The sequence below is a fragment of the Candidatus Kaiserbacteria bacterium genome, assembly GCA_016699245.1.
Taxonomy (GTDB): Bacteria; Patescibacteriota; Minisyncoccia; order Phycocordibacterales; family UBA918; genus Damh-18.
The window spans coordinates 662595-679432 of the sequence record CP064968.1 but is presented as its reverse complement, the minus strand read 5'-3'; the positions used below and the strand labels follow the sequence as shown (position 1 = coordinate 679432).

Annotated in this window: 17 protein-coding genes and 1 tRNA gene; 7 read left to right on the top strand and 11 right to left on the bottom strand. The window is 43.9% G+C overall.

Annotation, left to right across the window (positions count from 1 at the left end):
- Positions 1 to 5: 5 nt before the first annotated feature.
- The gene (locus IPH92_03325; protein ID QQR64569.1) at positions 6 to 1514 is read right to left on the bottom strand and encodes an HlyD family efflux transporter periplasmic adaptor subunit; all 1509 of its coding nucleotides are present in this window, start codon (positions 1512 to 1514) and stop codon (positions 6 to 8) included.
- Positions 1515 to 1732: 218 nt separating this feature from the next.
- On the opposite strand from IPH92_03325, the gene IPH92_03320 reads away from it, so the two are divergent.
- Complete coding sequence (locus IPH92_03320) at positions 1733 to 2395, top strand: hypothetical protein (GenBank protein ID QQR64568.1); 663 nt, start codon at positions 1733 to 1735, stop codon at positions 2393 to 2395.
- A gap of 5 nt (positions 2396 to 2400) precedes the next feature.
- Here the strand turns inward: IPH92_03320 and IPH92_03315 are convergent.
- The 4 genes from IPH92_03315 to IPH92_03300 form a co-directional block, all read right to left on the bottom strand.
- A tRNA-Ile gene (locus tag IPH92_03315) sits at positions 2401 to 2473 on the bottom strand.
- A gap of 225 nt (positions 2474 to 2698) precedes the next feature.
- Entirely contained in the window at positions 2699 to 3853 is a 1155-nt protein-coding gene (locus IPH92_03310) for an SDR family oxidoreductase (GenBank protein ID QQR64567.1), read from the bottom strand.
- A gap of 12 nt (positions 3854 to 3865) precedes the next feature.
- Entirely contained in the window at positions 3866 to 5023 is a 1158-nt protein-coding gene (locus IPH92_03305; protein ID QQR64566.1) for a hypothetical protein, read from the bottom strand.
- Positions 5024 to 5035: 12 nt separating this feature from the next.
- On the bottom strand, positions 5036 to 6403 hold the full coding sequence (locus IPH92_03300) for an aldehyde dehydrogenase family protein (GenBank protein QQR64565.1): 1368 nt from the start codon (positions 6401 to 6403) through the stop codon (positions 5036 to 5038).
- 189 nt (positions 6404 to 6592) lie between these two features.
- Here IPH92_03300 and IPH92_03295 point away from each other — a divergent pair, with 189 nt between their 5' ends.
- A complete protein-coding gene (locus tag IPH92_03295) occupies positions 6593 to 7456 on the top strand; it encodes a ThiF family adenylyltransferase (protein ID QQR64564.1) in 864 nt (287 codons plus the stop codon).
- A gap of 2 nt (positions 7457 to 7458) precedes the next feature.
- On the opposite strand, the gene IPH92_03290 is transcribed toward IPH92_03295, so the two are convergent.
- The 3 genes from IPH92_03290 to IPH92_03280 form a co-directional block, all read right to left on the bottom strand.
- Positions 7459 to 8163, bottom strand: coding sequence for a hypothetical protein (locus tag IPH92_03290; GenBank protein QQR64563.1), 705 nt, complete (start codon positions 8161 to 8163; stop codon positions 7459 to 7461).
- A gap of 64 nt (positions 8164 to 8227) precedes the next feature.
- Entirely contained in the window at positions 8228 to 8959 is a 732-nt protein-coding gene (locus tag IPH92_03285) for a hypothetical protein (protein ID QQR64562.1), read from the bottom strand.
- Positions 8947 to 9621, bottom strand: a complete 675-nt coding sequence (locus IPH92_03280; GenBank protein QQR64561.1) for a 1-acyl-sn-glycerol-3-phosphate acyltransferase — start codon at positions 9619 to 9621, stop codon at positions 8947 to 8949. The genes IPH92_03285 and IPH92_03280 overlap by 13 nt, the downstream gene beginning before the upstream one ends.
- Before the next feature lie 65 nt (positions 9622 to 9686).
- Here IPH92_03280 and IPH92_03275 point away from each other — a divergent pair, with 65 nt between their 5' ends.
- The 3 genes from IPH92_03275 to IPH92_03265 are packed head-to-tail and all read left to right on the top strand — an operon-like array spanning position 9687 to position 11254.
- Positions 9687 to 10382: a 4'-phosphopantetheinyl transferase superfamily protein gene (locus IPH92_03275; GenBank protein ID QQR64560.1), complete on the top strand. Its 696-nt coding sequence runs from the start codon at positions 9687 to 9689 to the stop codon at positions 10380 to 10382.
- Positions 10379 to 10627 (top strand): acyl carrier protein, encoded by a 249-nt coding sequence (locus IPH92_03270; protein QQR64559.1) that lies wholly within the window; start codon positions 10379 to 10381, stop codon positions 10625 to 10627. Before IPH92_03275 ends, IPH92_03270 begins: the two co-directional genes overlap by 4 nt.
- A gap of 3 nt (positions 10628 to 10630) precedes the next feature.
- Positions 10631 to 11254 carry a hypothetical protein gene (locus IPH92_03265; protein QQR64558.1) on the top strand — a complete coding sequence of 208 codons (624 nt, stop codon included), beginning with the start codon at positions 10631 to 10633 and terminating at the stop codon, positions 11252 to 11254.
- A 76-nt stretch (positions 11255 to 11330) separates the two neighbouring features.
- Here IPH92_03265 and recG read toward each other — a convergent pair whose 3' ends face one another.
- Entirely contained in the window at positions 11331 to 13505 is a 2175-nt protein-coding gene (gene recG / locus IPH92_03260; protein QQR64557.1) for an ATP-dependent DNA helicase RecG, read from the bottom strand.
- A gap of 142 nt (positions 13506 to 13647) precedes the next feature.
- Here recG and IPH92_03255 point away from each other — a divergent pair, with 142 nt between their 5' ends.
- Both IPH92_03255 and IPH92_03250 read left to right on the top strand, forming a co-directional pair.
- The gene (locus tag IPH92_03255) at positions 13648 to 14319 is read left to right on the top strand and encodes a hypothetical protein (protein QQR64556.1); all 672 of its coding nucleotides are present in this window, start codon (positions 13648 to 13650) and stop codon (positions 14317 to 14319) included.
- Positions 14320 to 14439: 120 nt separating this feature from the next.
- The gene (locus IPH92_03250) at positions 14440 to 15597 is read left to right on the top strand and encodes an NADP-dependent malic enzyme (GenBank protein ID QQR64555.1); all 1158 of its coding nucleotides are present in this window, start codon (positions 14440 to 14442) and stop codon (positions 15595 to 15597) included.
- Between the two features lie 100 nt (positions 15598 to 15697).
- On the opposite strand, the gene IPH92_03245 is transcribed toward IPH92_03250, so the two are convergent.
- Both IPH92_03245 and IPH92_03240 read right to left on the bottom strand, forming a co-directional pair.
- Complete coding sequence (locus tag IPH92_03245) at positions 15698 to 15850, bottom strand: hypothetical protein (protein QQR64554.1); 153 nt, start codon at positions 15848 to 15850, stop codon at positions 15698 to 15700.
- A complete protein-coding gene (locus tag IPH92_03240) occupies positions 15847 to 16803 on the bottom strand; it encodes a hypothetical protein (GenBank protein QQR64553.1) in 957 nt (318 codons plus the stop codon). Before IPH92_03240 ends, IPH92_03245 begins: the two co-directional genes overlap by 4 nt.
- Positions 16804 to 16838 lie beyond the last annotated feature (35 nt).

Sequence of the window (16838 nt, the reverse complement as noted above, 5' to 3'; positions counted from 1 at the left end):
GTGAATTAAGGGGCGATGATGGTGTCGCCAGGGTTGATGCCACTCACTTCTACATACCCATCATTGCCTTCAAAGATAAGCGTGACAGGGATTGATTGTGTTACAGTACCACTTTGGATGAGCACCGAGGGATTTTTACCTTCAGTAACGAGAAAACGTGAAGGAATACGGGTGACATTTTCACGCGATTCAATAATGATATCAATGTCAGCATTGAGCCCGCTTTGGAGCCAAGAAGAAGACGTATCAAGCATGAGTTTTGTTTCAAAATAAGAAACACCATCAATTTCGCGGGCAAGAGGGGAGATGACGGTGATGGTTGCTATGAGCGTCTCGCCTACCCGTGCATCAAAGACGACGTGCGCTTTTTGCCCGGGAGTAATCTTCGTAACATCGATTTCAGGGACGAGTGCCGTGAGTTCAAAGACATCGCGTGAAATCATAGTGACGACCGGCTCTACACCAACAGTCTCTCCAACAACAGGTTCAATGTTGGTAATGGTGCCGTCAAATGGTGCTGAAAGAATGCGGTCTTTCAGTTCCGCTTGGATTTTTTGGACACGCGCCTCTGTTTGAAGGACACGTGCGCGGGCACGGGCGATAGCTTCTTCACGTGGTGTTGCGGTGTCGAGAGTGGCATTTTGTTCTGCAAGTTTTAGATTTTGGGCCGCACTCTCTACGGCGTTGTTACGCTCTGTTTGTGCAAGAATATAGGCATTGCTATTAGTGACGTAGGGAGCACTCTCTGTGTTCGGAATAGTGATGGTCCAATCAGCACTGCGATACGACACTCCATCTGCAAATTGAATTGAAAAGCCACACGTGCCAAGATTTCCTGGAGAATCGGTATACGCAGTGTATGTGCCACTCTCAAGGCCACTGAGGCGATATGAATAACCTGATTTCGCTCCCGAGCGAAATAGAGAAAGGGTATAGGTACCTTCGGCACACGTGTACGTACCCGTAATGGTGGGTGCGGTGTCATCGTTGTCTTTGTCAATAGGTCGAGCGACGAGATCTGAAGAAAGGAGTGTGCGATATGCATTTGCTACCTTATCGTCTGAAGATTTGGTTACACGTGCGAGTTCCTCTTTTGCGATAGCGACCTTAGTTTCATTTATCTTTCGTTCTTCGGGGCGGATACCAGAAGCGAGTTCTCTTTGGTCTGCTTGTGCAATGAGGAGTGCGCCATATGCATCTTGATATTCAGCAAGAAGTGCATCGCGCTCGAGTGTGACGAGTTCTGCATCTTGCAGTACCACATCCCCTTCTTTCGCGGTGATTGTTTCAACAATACCCCCAGAGGGGAAGGAGAGGTCTGCACTTTTGGTGGCATTCATGGTGCCCGAGACCGAAATGATTTTGCTGACAGTACCAGTTTCGACTGTCGTGGTAACCCAATTCGGTATGTCAGTGTGTTTGCTATACATATATATCCCCACCATAGTTATGAGGAGCAGGAGCAAAAGTATACGAATCCAATGTACACGAAAGAACGAGAGAATTTTTTGCATACACTCAGTATACCGCACCGCTCAGTGTTCATTGAGAGACGAAAGGGAATAAGGACAGATTGTCTGATTGTGTATTTCAAAAATCTCTTACGGAGAGAGTCGTTGAGTTTATTTGATGACTTGTTATATGAGCAAACAGTTTTCAGAATTTGTTCGTTGTTAGTATGTGATATAATAGAACCAATGAAAAACAGTTATAAGTAGAACTATTTAATAGTATGGCACTTTATAAAGAAAGAGAGAAGGCAATTACACTCAGGATGCAAGGCCTGAGTTATAGCGCAATTAGGGCAAAGGTACCGGTTAGTAAAAGTACATTGAGTTATTGGCTTCGAGAATTTCCACTTTCTAGAGAGCGAATAAATGAACTTCGTGCGAAATCTCCTGCACGCATTGAAAAGTTCAGAAATACTATGCAGAGAAAAAGAGAAGAAAGACTCACAAAAGTTTATGCACGTATCGCGAAGGAGATTAACAAGATGAGTAAACGCGAAATTTTTCTTGCAGGCCTATTTCTGTACTGGGGTGAAGGGGGTAAGACAAAAGAATATAGTATTTCACTCTCGAACACCGATCCTCAAATGATTATTTTTTACCTGAAGTGGCTTAGAGGTATTTCAGTTTCACAAGAAAAAATTAAAGTCCGTTTGCATTTATATTCAGATATGGATATCGGGATAGAGACTCGGTTTTGGGAAACAGTAACAGGTCTTAAAAAGACTCACTTTCAAAAACCACACATAAAAAAAACGGATAGCAAAAAAATTACCTATCGAGGATTTGGTCATGGAACTTGTAATATCATTGTTGATGACAGCACTATTTCAGAATATGTTCTTCAGGGTTTGAAATACATCAAAAACAACTTTGATAAAAGATAAATCTGTCCGTGCGCCAGGACTCGAACCTGGGACCAACTGTGTATAAGACAATCGCTCTACCAACTGAGCTACGCACGGGAAGTGGACATCAAAGACTATAGCGCACTCAAGATATGAAGACAAATGTATAAAAATGGGCCAGCACTCGCATGCTGGCCCGGGTTGAGAAAAGTGGAATAATAATCAGCGTTTCTGCGCTGATAGATAGCCTTTCGGCGGATCACCCCCTTTCGTGGAAACTGTTGCTAGGGTATATCGTGTAACACACTATGTCAATAGTGTGTATGAATACACTGCTATTCTTTACGTTTTTGGGGTTTTGTAGAGCGATACAGGAAGTTTTTGTGTTTGTATTATATATGCACATAATGTTGGAAGGTACTCTGTAATATTTGGAATTTCTACTCCTCTCGATTCCATAAAAGCTTTCATTTGTGCATTGTCTGGTTTGGCATTAAGGAAGAAATAGCGAATCATATCTCGTTGTTCCTTAACTTTTCTTTTTGGTTCTCCCCACAAAAAGGTATAGAGTATTGTCATGAATATGTATGGAAGTAGTGGAGCTATAAATATAGGTTTTTTAATTCGTATACCAAGCTGCTCATAATAAATTGTTTGAAGCAAATCAATGAATTTTGGTATGGTTATATTATGATTGCTCCCCGCTACGAAGTGGTATACGCGACCACACGTTTCAGGTGCATCATACATGTGTCGCATGCCGTGTGCGAGAAAATTTATTGGCATCGGATCTATTCTAAAGTTTCTTCCTGGTAATAGTATCGAGGGCGGCTTAAGAAACATATCTTGAATAATGTGATAGAGAGATTGTGGATTGATTATTTTTCCTGTTTGAGCATCTCCGACAAGCATACTTGGGCGTACGACAGTGATAGGGAACTGTTTGGTGAGAAAAAGTGAGTGAAGGTACGACTCAGCCTCAGCCTTTGCTTGTTGGTATGTGTTTAAAAAACGTAGCTGTGATATATCAAAAAAGGTTTCATATATGGTACCTTCCTGCATTCCTACTGCATCGAGAGAACTAATATATGTGAAGTGTTTAAATACTTGATTTTTGGTTGCTTCAATACCGAGCATGGCTACATTTTCTGTCGCTTCCACAATCGAACGTCGTGCGTCTTCAAGGCTCATATCAAGTTTAAAATATGCCGCACAATGAATGATGTGTGTCACGGTGTGGGAAAGTGAGTCAAATATAGATGAATCTAGGCCAAGCATTTTTTGTGTAGTATCACCACAAAGTACCGTAAGTCTATCGTGGACCACGTCCCACTCAACATTCCAGAAAGAGAGCACCTTTCGTATTTGTTCTTCAGCGTCTGACAGGTTAGGGGCGTATACGAGTACTACACATCTTGCATCAGTATTGAGAAGAAATTCAACAAGTGTTCTGGAGCCAAGATTACCTGTTGCTCCTGTAATAAAAATAGTGTGCATACAGAAAGATGATTATCGAATACCAACATCAGCACGGGTCAGTCCCAACTTCTCAAGCACAACATCGACAGACGAAGAAATAAATTTTCCTGTTTTTGCAGAGTACTCCATAAGTTCAAAAATATTTTGCCACTTCTTTTTATCAGTTTTACCCTCTCGAACCATACGTGAAAATTCTGGCTCCCAACTTGAGTAGCCAAGATGCGCAATGTCAACGAGACCACAAAGAGGAATGAGTTGGTTGTTTGTGACAAGAGGACTCGTCTCCTTTGTGTCCAGAAGTCCGAGTGCCGCGACCTCTTTCTCCACCACTACTTCGTTCATTCTCCAGACATAAAATGGACATATGATTTGTGGGATATGCTCAGATGCATATCGAGATGGATCCCACCATGTAGCAACATGAGAGGGAGGGAGAAGTTCTTCTGGTGTGTAGATACCAACTTGCATTCGCTTGGTCGTGTCGTATGTCGTATTATGAAATGAATTCCAATGAAGATATCGTGTAACTTGTTCAAATGAAAAACCAGTAACAAGAAGCGGAATCTTAAATGTCGCTGCAATATGTTTTCCAAAATCGAGGAAAAGTTCACCATCTACAGTATCAACGGTCTGCGCACACCCAAATGTACCAAGATGGGTAAATGCATATTTGAATGCAGTTCTATATATATCTGGATTAGGGCGTAAACGAATGTGAGGAGTATTAAAAGCCTCAACGATTTTATCAACATTTCGAAGAGCAATGGCACTCATGAAACTGTTATCGATGGTGATAGTGAGAACACGGAGGGATGGGTACTCGGTACGGAGTTTGTGTATGAGGAGTGTACTATCCTTCCCACCACTTATCATGATAAGTGCATCATACTCGCCCGTACCGGCGCCTGCATAGCGCGAAAAGATAGTATGAAGCTCCTCTTCAAGTTCTGCTTGCCTTTCTGGTTTTATGACATACGTATCATCAGTATTCGTCGTACACAAAGAACAGACACCGGCATCATTGAGAGTGATTGCACGTGCAGAAAGTGCACACTTTGTACACCGCGGGGTTAGATATTTTTTTGCAAATAACCGATGTATAGGCCATACATGAGATGCATAAAATTCAAAAAGAGCACTTTCGCGCATTGTTGCAGATGTAGTTTTTTCTTTGAGGGTATGTGTCATACTCAGGAATTTTTATAACAATTTTTTCAAGAAGGGTAGGAGCATTTTCGTATTGTATGGTGGGAATCTAAGGGGGGTGTCGAATGCGACATTTTTGAGAACACTTCGTGTGTGGGTAAATGCATCAAAACAATTTTTACCATGAAGTCGTCCAAAACCACTTTCTCCAACACCGCCTATCGGCATATCAGAGGAAGTTGATTGTATCATGAGGTCATTGATACAGGCGGTTCCCGAATCGGTATTTCGCATCACAGAGCGAGTTGTCTCTTTACAATTTGAAAATATGTATACTGCCAAGACCTTTGGTTTGCTATTGATAGATTTCACTACATCAGCAATATCTTCAAATTCAAAAATAGGAAGAACAGGTCCAAAAATTTCTTCACGGAGCACAGTGGCGTCCGTATGTATGGTATCCATAATAGTAGGGGCGATGTAGTGGTCTCTACGGTCAACCACTCCGCCATAGACGACAGTTCCTTCACTCAGATACCGAGAAATCCTATCAACATGACGTTCATTCACAATTCTGCCGTAATCAGGACTTTGCTGTGGATCTGTTGTATAGAATTCCTCAATAGATGTTATGAGCGCTTGAATAAAACGTTTCTTTATTGATGCGTGAACGTACAGGTGGTCAACGGTGTTGCATGACTGACCTGCATTCCAATATTTCCCCCATGCAATGCGACGTGCAGTAGTCTCTATGGGGACATTTTTATCTATGATGCCTGGGCATTTGCCACCAAGCTGGAGAGTGACCGGAATAAGCTTATCTGCTGCGGTACGCATAATTGATTTACCAACTGCACTACTCCCCGTAAAAAAAATATGATTGACGTCGAGCGTGAGTAAACCTTGAGAGATTTCTGCAGGCCCTTGTACCACAGCGACATATTCATCTGAGAACACTTCTTTAATAATACTCTCTATGACATGTGCGGAGTGTGTGACGAGTTCAGATGGTTTTAGAATGACACAATTACCTCCTGCGAGAGCACTCACCAGCGGAGTGAAACTTGTACTAATGGGGTGGTTGTATGGAGAAAAAATAAGTGATGTGCCGTGTGGTACTACGTCAACAGTCCCTCGGCTGAAAGGGAAAAAAGCAGGGTGGTTCGCTTTACGTGATTTTGACCATGTACGTATATGTTTTAATGTGTATGCAATTTCAGAGAATACGGGGAAAAGCTCGCCTTGAACGACTTCAAATTCAGATTTTTTTAAATCATGATAGAGAGCGTCAATGATTTTATCCTCATGGAGTCTGAGTGAGCGCCTCAGTTCACGAAGAGAGTGTTCACGAAAACTAATATCCTTTGTTATGCCGGACTGAAAATATGCTCGTTGCTTTTCGAGAATTTGATGAATCTCCATTGCTTTTGATAGGGGCGTACAACAGTTATAAGTACATCTACATCCATTATGGAGGATATCATTAAATTATCAATCATATTCAATTGTATAAGACCGCTATGATTGTACGACAGACCCACTCAGAGTGAGGTGGGAGAAAGCCCGGCACATCAATTGCACAGATGTGACACCCGTGTACAATATAAGGATATGCATGATACCTCATTTAATTATTATGAAGCATTTTCCCGTAACATCGGTCTATTGACCCAAAAAGAGCAAGAAGTACTTCGCAAAAAAACTATCGCAATCGCCGGAATGGGTGGTGTTGGGGGAGTGCACCTTATATCACTCGTTCGTCAAGGATTTGAGCATTTCAAAATTGCAGACCTTGATATTTTTGAAGAGAAAAATATGAATCGCCAGTACGGTGCGCGCATGGATACCCTCGGACAAAGCAAAGTGGAAGTTATGAGAGAAGAAGCACATAAAATAAACCCTGAGTGTACCATTGAAGTTTTTGAAGAGGGAGTGACAGTAGACAATATTGACACATTTCTTGCACAAGCAGACCTTCTCGTTGACTCACTCGATGCCTTTGCTATCGATGCGCGTAGAATGAGTATTATGAAAGCACATACATTAAATATTCCTGTTATATCAGCAGGTCCTATTGGTTTTGGTACTGCATTTTTTATTTTCATGCCAAACAGTCCTTCATTTGACGAGTATTTTGCAATACATGACGGCATGACAGAAAAAGATATGACGGTGCGTTTTTTCATTGGACTTATACCCAAGTTGCTTCAGCGGAGCTACATGAAAAATACAAATCTCGATGAGAAACGAGGGCCATCATCTATTGGGGCTGTTAATCTATGTGCGGGGGTAGTGACCGTGAATGCTGTTAAAATACTGCTCAATAAGGGAACGGTTCATGCGGTCCCCTACTACCATCAATTTGATCTTATGCACGACAGATACGTACGAGGCAAACTTCGATTTGGTAATCGAGGTCCGATTCAAAGGCTCAAAATACTTTTGTTCCCTCTTCTTGAAAAAAAACAACGATAACGCTAGTAACGGAATCCGTTTTTAACCATTTCGTTCCACATGCGAAGGTACCAGAGTGCATATCCGCGTGAGTTTGGATGAATTCCATCTCGAGCGAAAAGCCCGCGAGAATTCTTTAGAAACGGGTTGTCAGTTGTCGTAGTGAAGAGGTCAATGGTGGGCACTTTAGCCTTATGTGTGGTTTGATAAATTGTACCGTATACCTTTTTGCTTCTCCAACGTAAAAATAATTGAATGAGTAAAGGCCAGATAGGAGCTAAGGCGATGGTGTTGTATACAAGAAAGATAACTTTGTGGTCACTTATACGAGTTGCTTCTAGGAGTACGTTCTCGAGGTGACGTTCAACCGTGCGTGTCCACGTGCCATGCCAGACATCATTTCCACCAGCACTGATGATGATCATATCGAAATGCTCATTTTTTACTTTTGCAATTTGGTGGGTGAGGTCGGAAATGAGCCCGCCATTTTCTGCGAGGTTCACAATCTGCGAATGAGGGAAGTCATGAGCGAGTCTACCCGCGATGGTGTCTTCAGGTGCGCTCGCTCCAGTGCCGACAGCGGTACTGTCGCCCAGGATGAGTATCTTTTTTTCTTGAGGAGTGGTTGAATTGTATGGCTTACTCGAAAAGCCAAGTTGTTTATTGAGAATGAGCCTTCCTATCATGATAAGGACCCGGAGGACCGAAAGGATGATGAATATATTCATCACGTATAAAAAATAATTTTCTTGTGTTATTGCGGGAAGATACGTGAGTGTATGTGTGAAAGATTCAATCATGGTGCATGTGCGGGTGAATTATGGATTGAATGTGATTATACCAGATAGCATATCCCTGATCATTCGGATGAGTGCCGTCTTCTGCAAAAAGATTAGGTTGTTGTATGAGAGGATCTGTATATTTCTCTCGATACAGGGGTACATGAAGAATATTGTACTTCACTGAGAGTGTCGCAAGATGTTCGGTAAGGTTACGACTGCGTCTATCAAAAAATCTATTAAGAGGAAACCCCCACATGGGAGCATTTCCAACGTTATTGACTGAAACGAGAATAGTCTGGTGTACACCCAAACGGTGTAGATGTTCTTGTATACGGGCGACATGTTTTGCTATTGACGAGAATGGAGTACATCGGAGCACATCCATACCACCAACCGATAGAATGACTATGTCGTAGGTCTCATCCGTTATGTTTGCAAGTACTTGTTCGACCTCATTAAACCCAAGGGCATTTTTTGCGCGGTTGTCTATGTGAAGGTGTGGGTATGATTGAATGAGTCGTCCTACGAGAGACGTTTCTGGCGCACTCGCACCCACACCGACTGCAATACTGTCTCCGAGAATAAGTACGCGCTTATGGGGCGTCACTGGTGATTGCGATGATGGCACTGCACGCTTTCCAAGTGCTACAGCACGAAAACCATAAAACAGTGCTCGGATACTTATGGCGAGTATAAGACCAATGAATATAGTACCCGTGATACTCATTATTACTGAAGACATATATTTTCTTTATGGTTATTTTCCGTAATATAAAAAAATTCTATCATTGTTTCAATTTTTTTCTCTCGAGAAACATCACTTCCGAGCGGTACGCTGTATGAAAGTTTGGTACAAGATTTTTTCCAAAAGTGGAATCGATGCTTCGTATTGAGGCCGGTGAGTCTCACAAAAACTACAGGGTAGTTCTCATTGAAGAGTGCTGATGCACCACGTTTGAATTCATCAACCATATCACTGTCACGAGTAATTTTCCCTTCGGGGAAGAGAACAACAGTATATCCACGATGGAAGAGATTGCGTGTAAATACAAGTTTCTTGAGACGCTCCATGTGATTTCCCCCGATATCGTATCCACCGAGGAGACGTATACAAAACCCAATAAACGGTTTTGATATGTATTTGTGGTCAACGGGATAACGTATAGGAATGGTAGTAAGTATGTTTCTTATGCCAATGTGATACGAAATGAGAAAAGGATCAATTTTACTTTGATGGTTTGCGATAATGAGCATACCATGCGTTGTCTTAAAAGCAGGTGGACGCTCGACGACGAGTTGAAGTAGACATGAAAAAATAATATTTGCAGGAATTGTAAGAATTTGAATGAAAAAAAACCACTTTTTGAGAAAATATTCTTGTAAGTCCTTGAAAGGTGAACGCATATAGTCTCATGATAGCAAAAAATACCAAGCATTTCTATACATTTAGAATATGGTATACATATGGTATGTATACATTAGTAGAGACTTTGCCGGTACTTCCATTGCATAGTGCTAGTTTCGCAATGTATGACGTACGAGACCATGAGGCATACCAGAAGTTTCTTACTGAAAATGAGTGCACGTATCTCTCACGTAAGAATGTGGAGAAATATCGTGACTCCCTCATAGGACGTGTTGTAGCAAAGTTTGCTGTTGCTCGATGCGTTAAAGAAACATTTGATGTAACACTCAATCTTGCAGATATCGATATTAGGAGTGACGGGAGACAACCCGTATGTACGCTAGGTAGAAATGCACAGAACGTTATTCCACCGCACCTCTCTATAGCACATAGTAATGGTTGTGCTATTGCACTGGCTGTCCATGCAGAAAAGGCGCGTGGTGTCGGTGTCGATATGGAACCTGTGCGATTATGGAAGGAAGAGACCGTCCGAGGGTTCCTCGTTGATCAAGAGTATGCGCGATGCTCAGAAAATAAGGAGAGCTTTTCTTTCTACGCGACACTCTATTGGTGCCTTAAAGAAGCATATTTGAAAGCAATTGGCATTGGACTCCAGATGCATCCACGGGACATCGAGGTACATATTGACCCATCGGACGAACACAATATAACCCTTATAATACATGACAGAATTATACCTGCACAAATAGCCTGGACACAAAAAGAAGGAGGTTATATCATTACTACTATCATTTTATGAAACCGTATTCTGATATTATTCTGGAAGTGAAGTTTCTTATTTCAGAGACACTTGAATGCCATGTTGATACTATAGATGAGACACATTTAATAGCTGAATTGTCAGAGGATTCTATTCAACTCTTTGAACTTCTTCTCGCATTTGAACGAAAGTATGCCGTGCAGACATCATACGAAGATGTGCTCACACTCAATACTGTGGGTGATATCGCGCAGTATGTGGGGCGTGCAAAGTACGCACTGTAACGCATGGTCACGTATCATCTCGCTAAAAGTGATTTTGAAATTGAGAGCGCAGTCGCGCTCATTTCACGAGTGTACGCTCGTGAGGGATATGTTAAAAGTGAAGAAGGAGAGAGTGGTGTGAGTGCGTATCTCAGAAGTTCCACGTCGGTAACCTTTCTCGCGTGTGTAGGGGAGACACCCGTGGGCACCATCTCGCTCGTCGGTGATAGTGAAAGATATCTTCCCATGGACCTCATCTATAGAGAGGAACTCACATTACTCCGTAACACAAAGACTCGCCTTGCTGAGGTTTGTCAATTTGCGATTGATACTGAACTTCTTAAGGAAGAAAAGATGGGTACGCAACTCGATGTGAGTACCAGCCTTCTCTCGCTTGTTGTGGCTCATGCACGGAGTAAAGATTACACACATCTTACTTTTACGGTAAATCCGAAACATCGAAAGTTTTATGAAATGCTTGGCGCAGTCCAAATTGGTGGTGAGAAATCATATCCCTCAGTGGAGAACGCTCCTGCACTCGGCTATGTGCTCGATATGACTATTCTGAATAATGCAGAAGAACAGAGTAAAGTACGTCACTTTCTTGTTGAGCGTATTCTGAATCGCGTGCCCGTATGTGTCGAGTAATAGATACTCCTGCACAGATTGTGTCCTTGTTTTCGAAATAAGTCTCACTTCATAGTGAAAAATGCTTCGAGAACAGTTATTCCATGTGAAGTGTCTCTTTGATGTGTGCTACACGCGTGCGAATGAGGGGGACTGAATCAAGTGTGGGGTCTTTTGCAACAAGGTTTTGTGCTTCGGTGCGCGCGGCCTCGACCATCTTGATATTTTTAATTGCTTCCATACCGAGGTCGGTGAGGCCCGACTGCTTTGCGCCATAGAGTTGCCCGCTTCCGCGGAAAGCAAGGTCGTACTCAGCAAGGTCGAAACCATTTTTGGCGGTCGTGAGCGCCGTGAGGCGCTCACGGGTTTTGTCGCTCTTGCTTTCGCTCACGAGAAAACAGTACGGCTGGTAGGTACCACGAATGACGCGCCCTCGAAGTTGGTGCAGTTGGGCAAGGCCAAAGCGCTCGGCGCCCTCGATAATGATGTTGGTTGCATTTGGGACATTGACACCCACTTCCACCACGGATGTTGCCACGAGGATATCGGTTTTGTGTTCCGAAAATTCCTTCATAATTTTTTCTTTCTCTGCGGGTTTCATCTTGCTGTGGAGGACAGCAATACGATATGTGGGAAAGACATCTTTTTTCAGTCGCTTCGCTTCCTCGGTAACTGACTTTGCATTGATTGCGGTTTCTTTGTCAGGATCAGGTTCGTCGATGCGGGGGCAAATGACGTATGCCTGCCTTCCTGTGGCGAGTTCGGCAGCCACGTGCTCATACATGGATTTTGATTTGTCTTTAGTAATCATCTTCGTGATGACGGCTTTCCGCCCACTCGGCATTTGGTCGAGGAGCGTGATGTCGAGGTCGCCATAGATGGTGAGTGCGAGCGTGCGGGGGATGGGGGTGGCAGTCATAGAGAGGAGGTGTGGCATACGTACATCTTTTTTCGCAAGTGCTTTGCGTTGCGAGGTGCCAAAGCGATGCTGTTCGTCAATGACGACAAGTGCAAGATGTTTAAACTCCACTGATTTATACATGAGTGCATGGGTACCGATAAGAATTGGAATTTCGCCGTTTTTAACCCACTTCAGCAACTGTGCCTTTGAGATACTCGTTGGCTTTTTTGGGTCTGTCTTTGAGGGGAACTTCATGCAGCCACTTCCGGTGATAAGACCGATTTGAATAGGGAGGTGGTGAAAATATTCGATAAAGGACTCGAAGTGTTGCTTTGCGAGAATTTCGGTTGGGGCCATATATGCTGTCTGCAAATTGCCAAAGTCTTGGGCATTGCCGTTTGCATCTTTTGGGCGAGACGTTGCGGTAGCGTATGCCACAGTCGCAGCCACTGCCGTCTTGCCACTACCTACATCACCCTCAAGCAGTCGCGACATAGGGTACTCGCCCGTGCAATCTTTGAAAATATCGGTGATGGCCTTTTTTTGCGCGGGCGTGAGTGCAAAAGGGAATCGCTCGGTGAACGCTTTGATATGCGTTGCATCGGTCTTGAATGCATAGCCCTCGGCATGACGAATCTCCATACGGGAAAGTGCTTTTGCGGTTTGGATGTAAAAGACCTCTTCAAAGGCAAAGCGTTTTCGCGCACTCTGTGCGTGCTCGGCTTTTTTGGGTGTATGCATCCACTGGAGGGCGGTGCGGAGTGAGGGAAGGTTGTATTTACCGAGTATCGCTTCGGGGATAGGGTCTTCTAGGGTATCAAGAATTCCTTGCTCAAAGCATTTGAGTACCGTGTGATAAAACCACTTGGAGGTCACGCCCTTCGTCTCGCGATAGACAGGATAAATAGTTTCATCGAGATTTTCGGTGTTGTTGAAAATAGAGTCATGTCGGTCAATGGGGAGGGATTCTAGTTTTTCTATTTCAGGATTGGCGAGGTAGAGTTTTCCCTCGCTCCCTGTCACTTTGCCCGCCATTTTTACATACATCCCATCCACAAGCATCTTTGCAATGTATGGCTGATTAAACCACATCACCTTGATACGCGCAGAGCCGTCTTCTATCCAGCCTTCCGCAATAGGGACACGACTCTTCCATGCTTTGCGCGTCTTGAGTCCTCCTACCTTGCCGTACACCACAGCATCTTGCCCCTTCTCGAGTCCACCCACGGACTGAATAGTGCTGATGTCCTCATAGCGTTGGGGAAGGTGATAGAGAAGATTTTCGACAGTTACGATACCCAGTTTCGTAAGCGCTTTGTGATGTTCAACATCAATCCGAAAATGTGTTTTGAGAGTGTCGGTGGCGCGCATGATATGTATATAGTATCAAAGAGGATACGAGAACAAGTATTTTTGAGGTATTGTAATGAGTGAATTTATGTTGTATAGTGTTGGCCGATAAAGTTTGTTTGACCTTTTACATCAACTCAACCAACGCTCCGAGGAGGGCACCATGAAGATCATATTTTTTGTATTATTTCTTGGACTGTGCGCAGGTTACGTATTTGTTGAAGAATGTGGTGTAGCACAGAATAGAAAAGACAGTGAGGTTGTGAACTCATTATCCAAAAATGCTGGCGTACGGATTGATCCCGCACTCAAAGGGAAACTTACCGTTGAGCAATTTAATGACCTGACGTCACTCCTCTCTCCTGTACTCGAAATTCCACTCGATAGCAAAAAACAAAGCGTGGGATGGAATAGGTATCTCACGCATCTGACTGTAGAAGAAAGGTATTCCGACGCAGCTATGCTTCAGGAGAAGGAGGTCATAAAAGTAGCAAAGGTAGGAAGTGTGACCCGAGAAGAATTTAATCCAACATTCTTTTGTGGGTCGCTATTCATCATCGCGGTGTTTTTTGCGTATCTCATCCTCGGTACGACACATTCGCGTGTGGGGATAGAAATGGATATAAGTTTTGCACTTTTTCTACTTGTTTTCCTAACGTGTGTTGGAATAATTTCCGGCCTTAGGGGAATCCCTGAGATAGACTTTTTGGTATTATTCCCCTTCATACCGTTGGTTTTATTTCTCATGGGAATTCTTTTGGAAAGTAGAGGTATTCTCTGTATGTGTATCCTCGGGATGTTAGGGTTCCTTACGTACGTTTTTGCAGTGACGTAGGGCTGTAGCGCAGCGGCGATTCAAATGACCGACACAGAGACTTAGTCTCACGTGCCGGTCATTTTCTTTTTTAAAATTGGTCAAAATATCGTATACTTAGCCTTCACATAATTTGAAACTATGAAAGCAAAAAAAGTAGTAAAAAAGGACTACGCAAAGATGGCACTTGCGCTCCATAAGAAGATGCAGGGGAAACTCTCGGTGGTCTCGAAAGGAAAACTGGTAACACGTGACGATTGGAGCACGATGTATTCACCAGGAGTGGGTGCGGTATCGAGCCACCTTGCTCAGCATCCGGAGGAGGCACGCATGTATACGATAAAGCGCAATACCGTCGCCGTTATTTCTGATGGTTCTGCGGTACTTGGGCTCGGAAATCTGGGGCCTATCGCCGCACTTCCGGTGATGGAGGGGAAGTGTGCTATTTTAAAAGAAATGGCAAACATAGACGGTTTTCCAATCGTGCTCGATACACAGGACACCGAAGAAATCATCAAGACTATACTCAATATTGCTCCAACCTTTGGCGCAATAAATCTTGAAGACATCAGCGCACCACGGTGTTTTGAAATAGAAGAACGTCTCAAGGAGAAACTTACTATTCCACTCATGCACGATGATCAGCACGGTACGGCGATTGTGGTGCTTGCGGGACTTATGAATGCTGCAAAGGTTGTAAAGAAGAAATTTGTGGATCTCAAGGTGGTGGTGACGGGTGCCGGCGCTGCGGGGCGGGCTATTACACTCCTTCTTATCAAAGCGGGAATTATTCATATCACAGTCACCGATAGCACGGGCGTCATCTATCGAGGCCGCAAGGGTATGCCACAATACAAAAACGACCTTGCGCGCATGACGAACCCCGAGAACGTACAGGGACTCCTTGCTGATGCAATTGCGGGCGCAGACGCCATCATCGGTGTCTCAGGCCCAGGCACCATTACACGCGCACATATTGAGAGTATGGCAAAAGACGCTATCGTCTTTGCGCTCGCCAATCCGCTTCCCGAGATAAAGCCCGAGGACGCGCTCACTGCAGGTGCGCGTGTGGTGGCGACGGGTCGCTCAGATTATGCAAATCAGGTCAACAATTCACTCGTATTTCCCGGCATCTTCCGTGGGGCACTTGATAGAAATGTTACAAAAATAACCGACGAGATGAAAATTGCTGCTGCAAAAAAAATAGCGGGATTGGTAAAGAAGCCAACAGCGGGGGAGATTGTGCCAAAGGTGACGACTCCTGGTCTCGTGAAGGCGGTGGCGAGTGTTATACGTTAAATAAATAAAAAATAAATAAGTAAATAAAAAAAGTAGAACATAAATAAGAAAATAGAAAATACCGCACGCCTTTGGCGCGCGGTATTTTGGTGCATCGTACCTACAGCCCAATAGTCCACGTCGTCCCTGCGATAGGGAAGGTGCTTTTTGTCTTTGCATTATTTTTTACATCGGTCGCGGAGAGTTTTAATTGTGTACCGAGGTAGGGTGAGACATTCGAGGCAAGGAGTGCTTTGATGGTGAACAGTTTCATGTCTCCGGGAGGAAGGAGTACTTGTGTGGGGATTGTTGCAACCGTATCTTTAAAAGGTTTTGCACCAACTGTTCCCCAAGAGTCCCCTGTATCACTCCCGCGTCATCGGAAATGGTAAGTCCAATGATTGCATCTGTTGATGCAGAGCCATTTTGCTTCACCGTAAAGCCCTGTATCAGAGCGGGTGCATTTCCCACGTTAATCACTTGGAGATAGGAGACGCTCACTGCTGATCCTCCTCGCGCGGTCCCTCCGATGAGGAGCGGTACCGCCGCTACCACAAGTGTGGTGTCTACTGAAGGGCTGTCTTTCACCACCTGGTTCCCAACAGTGAGAGTTTTTTCTGTAATAGTATTGAGTTCAAACTTTTTTTCGCCTGAAAGTACTACCGTATAGGTACCTTCGGGAAGTTTTTTCGTGACGGTAGTCTTCCATACATTTTTCTTTACCGTAATCACTTTGCTCGTATAGAGTGCTTTTTCTGCACCTTCTTTGTAGATACGTACCTGCACACTTTTTGTACCAGAAGCAGTTCCTGAAAGTACTGCTTTCGAATTTTTCTGCGCTGTCGATTGTGTGATGGTACCGCTCACGACATGTACGGTAAGGGCACAGGTAGCAGATTTGCTGCCTGAGACAAAGCGATAGGAGTACGTGGTGGTTGTGCTTGGTGTCTGCGTGGCAACACCCGAGCTCGCAATTTTTCCTCCTGGGTTTACGGTGGCAGATTTTGCATGTTTGCTTTTCCAAGCAATTTCTACCGTCTCACCTGCGGGAAGCAAGATAGAATCTTTGGTTTTAGTGGTCAGTACTCCTGCCGACGTACTTGCCGTCAGTACACAAGAAGGTTTTGTGCTTGCCGCTCGTGCATTCACGGGAATACTGAGTACGCAGAAGAGACCAATCATGAGACCGGCGCTGAGGATTGTTCGCGTCGAAGTATATGAGGTCATAAAATAGGGGATTATCGAGTAGTGTCTGTATCCAT

What these genes read in the sequence shown, in the direction of transcription:
- IPH92_03325 (QQR64569.1), bottom strand. Translation starts at nt 1,514, where the DNA reads ATGCAAAAAATTCTCTCGTTCTTTCGTGTACATTGGATTCGTATACTT.
- IPH92_03320 (QQR64568.1), top strand. Translation starts at nt 1,733, where the DNA reads ATGGCACTTTATAAAGAAAGAGAGAAGGCAATTACACTCAGGATGCAA.
- IPH92_03310 (QQR64567.1), bottom strand. Translation starts at nt 3,853, where the DNA reads ATGCACACTATTTTTATTACAGGAGCAACAGGTAATCTTGGCTCCAGA.
- IPH92_03305 (QQR64566.1), bottom strand. Translation starts at nt 5,023, where the DNA reads ATGACACATACCCTCAAAGAAAAAACTACATCTGCAACAATGCGCGAA.
- IPH92_03300 (QQR64565.1), bottom strand. Translation starts at nt 6,403, where the DNA reads ATGGAGATTCATCAAATTCTCGAAAAGCAACGAGCATATTTTCAGTCC.
- IPH92_03295 (QQR64564.1), top strand. Translation starts at nt 6,593, where the DNA reads ATGCATGATACCTCATTTAATTATTATGAAGCATTTTCCCGTAACATC.
- IPH92_03290 (QQR64563.1), bottom strand. Translation starts at nt 8,163, where the DNA reads ATGAATATATTCATCATCCTTTCGGTCCTCCGGGTCCTTATCATGATA.
- IPH92_03285 (QQR64562.1), bottom strand. Translation starts at nt 8,959, where the DNA reads ATGTCTTCAGTAATAATGAGTATCACGGGTACTATATTCATTGGTCTT.
- IPH92_03280 (QQR64561.1), bottom strand. Translation starts at nt 9,621, where the DNA reads ATGCGTTCACCTTTCAAGGACTTACAAGAATATTTTCTCAAAAAGTGG.
- IPH92_03275 (QQR64560.1), top strand. Translation starts at nt 9,687, where the DNA reads ATGTATACATTAGTAGAGACTTTGCCGGTACTTCCATTGCATAGTGCT.
- IPH92_03270 (QQR64559.1), top strand. Translation starts at nt 10,379, where the DNA reads ATGAAACCGTATTCTGATATTATTCTGGAAGTGAAGTTTCTTATTTCA.
- IPH92_03265 (QQR64558.1), top strand. Translation starts at nt 10,631, where the DNA reads ATGGTCACGTATCATCTCGCTAAAAGTGATTTTGAAATTGAGAGCGCA.
- recG (QQR64557.1), bottom strand. Translation starts at nt 13,505, where the DNA reads ATGCGCGCCACCGACACTCTCAAAACACATTTTCGGATTGATGTTGAA.
- IPH92_03255 (QQR64556.1), top strand. Translation starts at nt 13,648, where the DNA reads ATGAAGATCATATTTTTTGTATTATTTCTTGGACTGTGCGCAGGTTAC.
- IPH92_03250 (QQR64555.1), top strand. Translation starts at nt 14,440, where the DNA reads ATGAAAGCAAAAAAAGTAGTAAAAAAGGACTACGCAAAGATGGCACTT.
- IPH92_03245 (QQR64554.1), bottom strand. Translation starts at nt 15,850, where the DNA reads ATGAAACTGTTCACCATCAAAGCACTCCTTGCCTCGAATGTCTCACCC.
- IPH92_03240 (QQR64553.1), bottom strand. Translation starts at nt 16,803, where the DNA reads ATGACCTCATATACTTCGACGCGAACAATCCTCAGCGCCGGTCTCATG.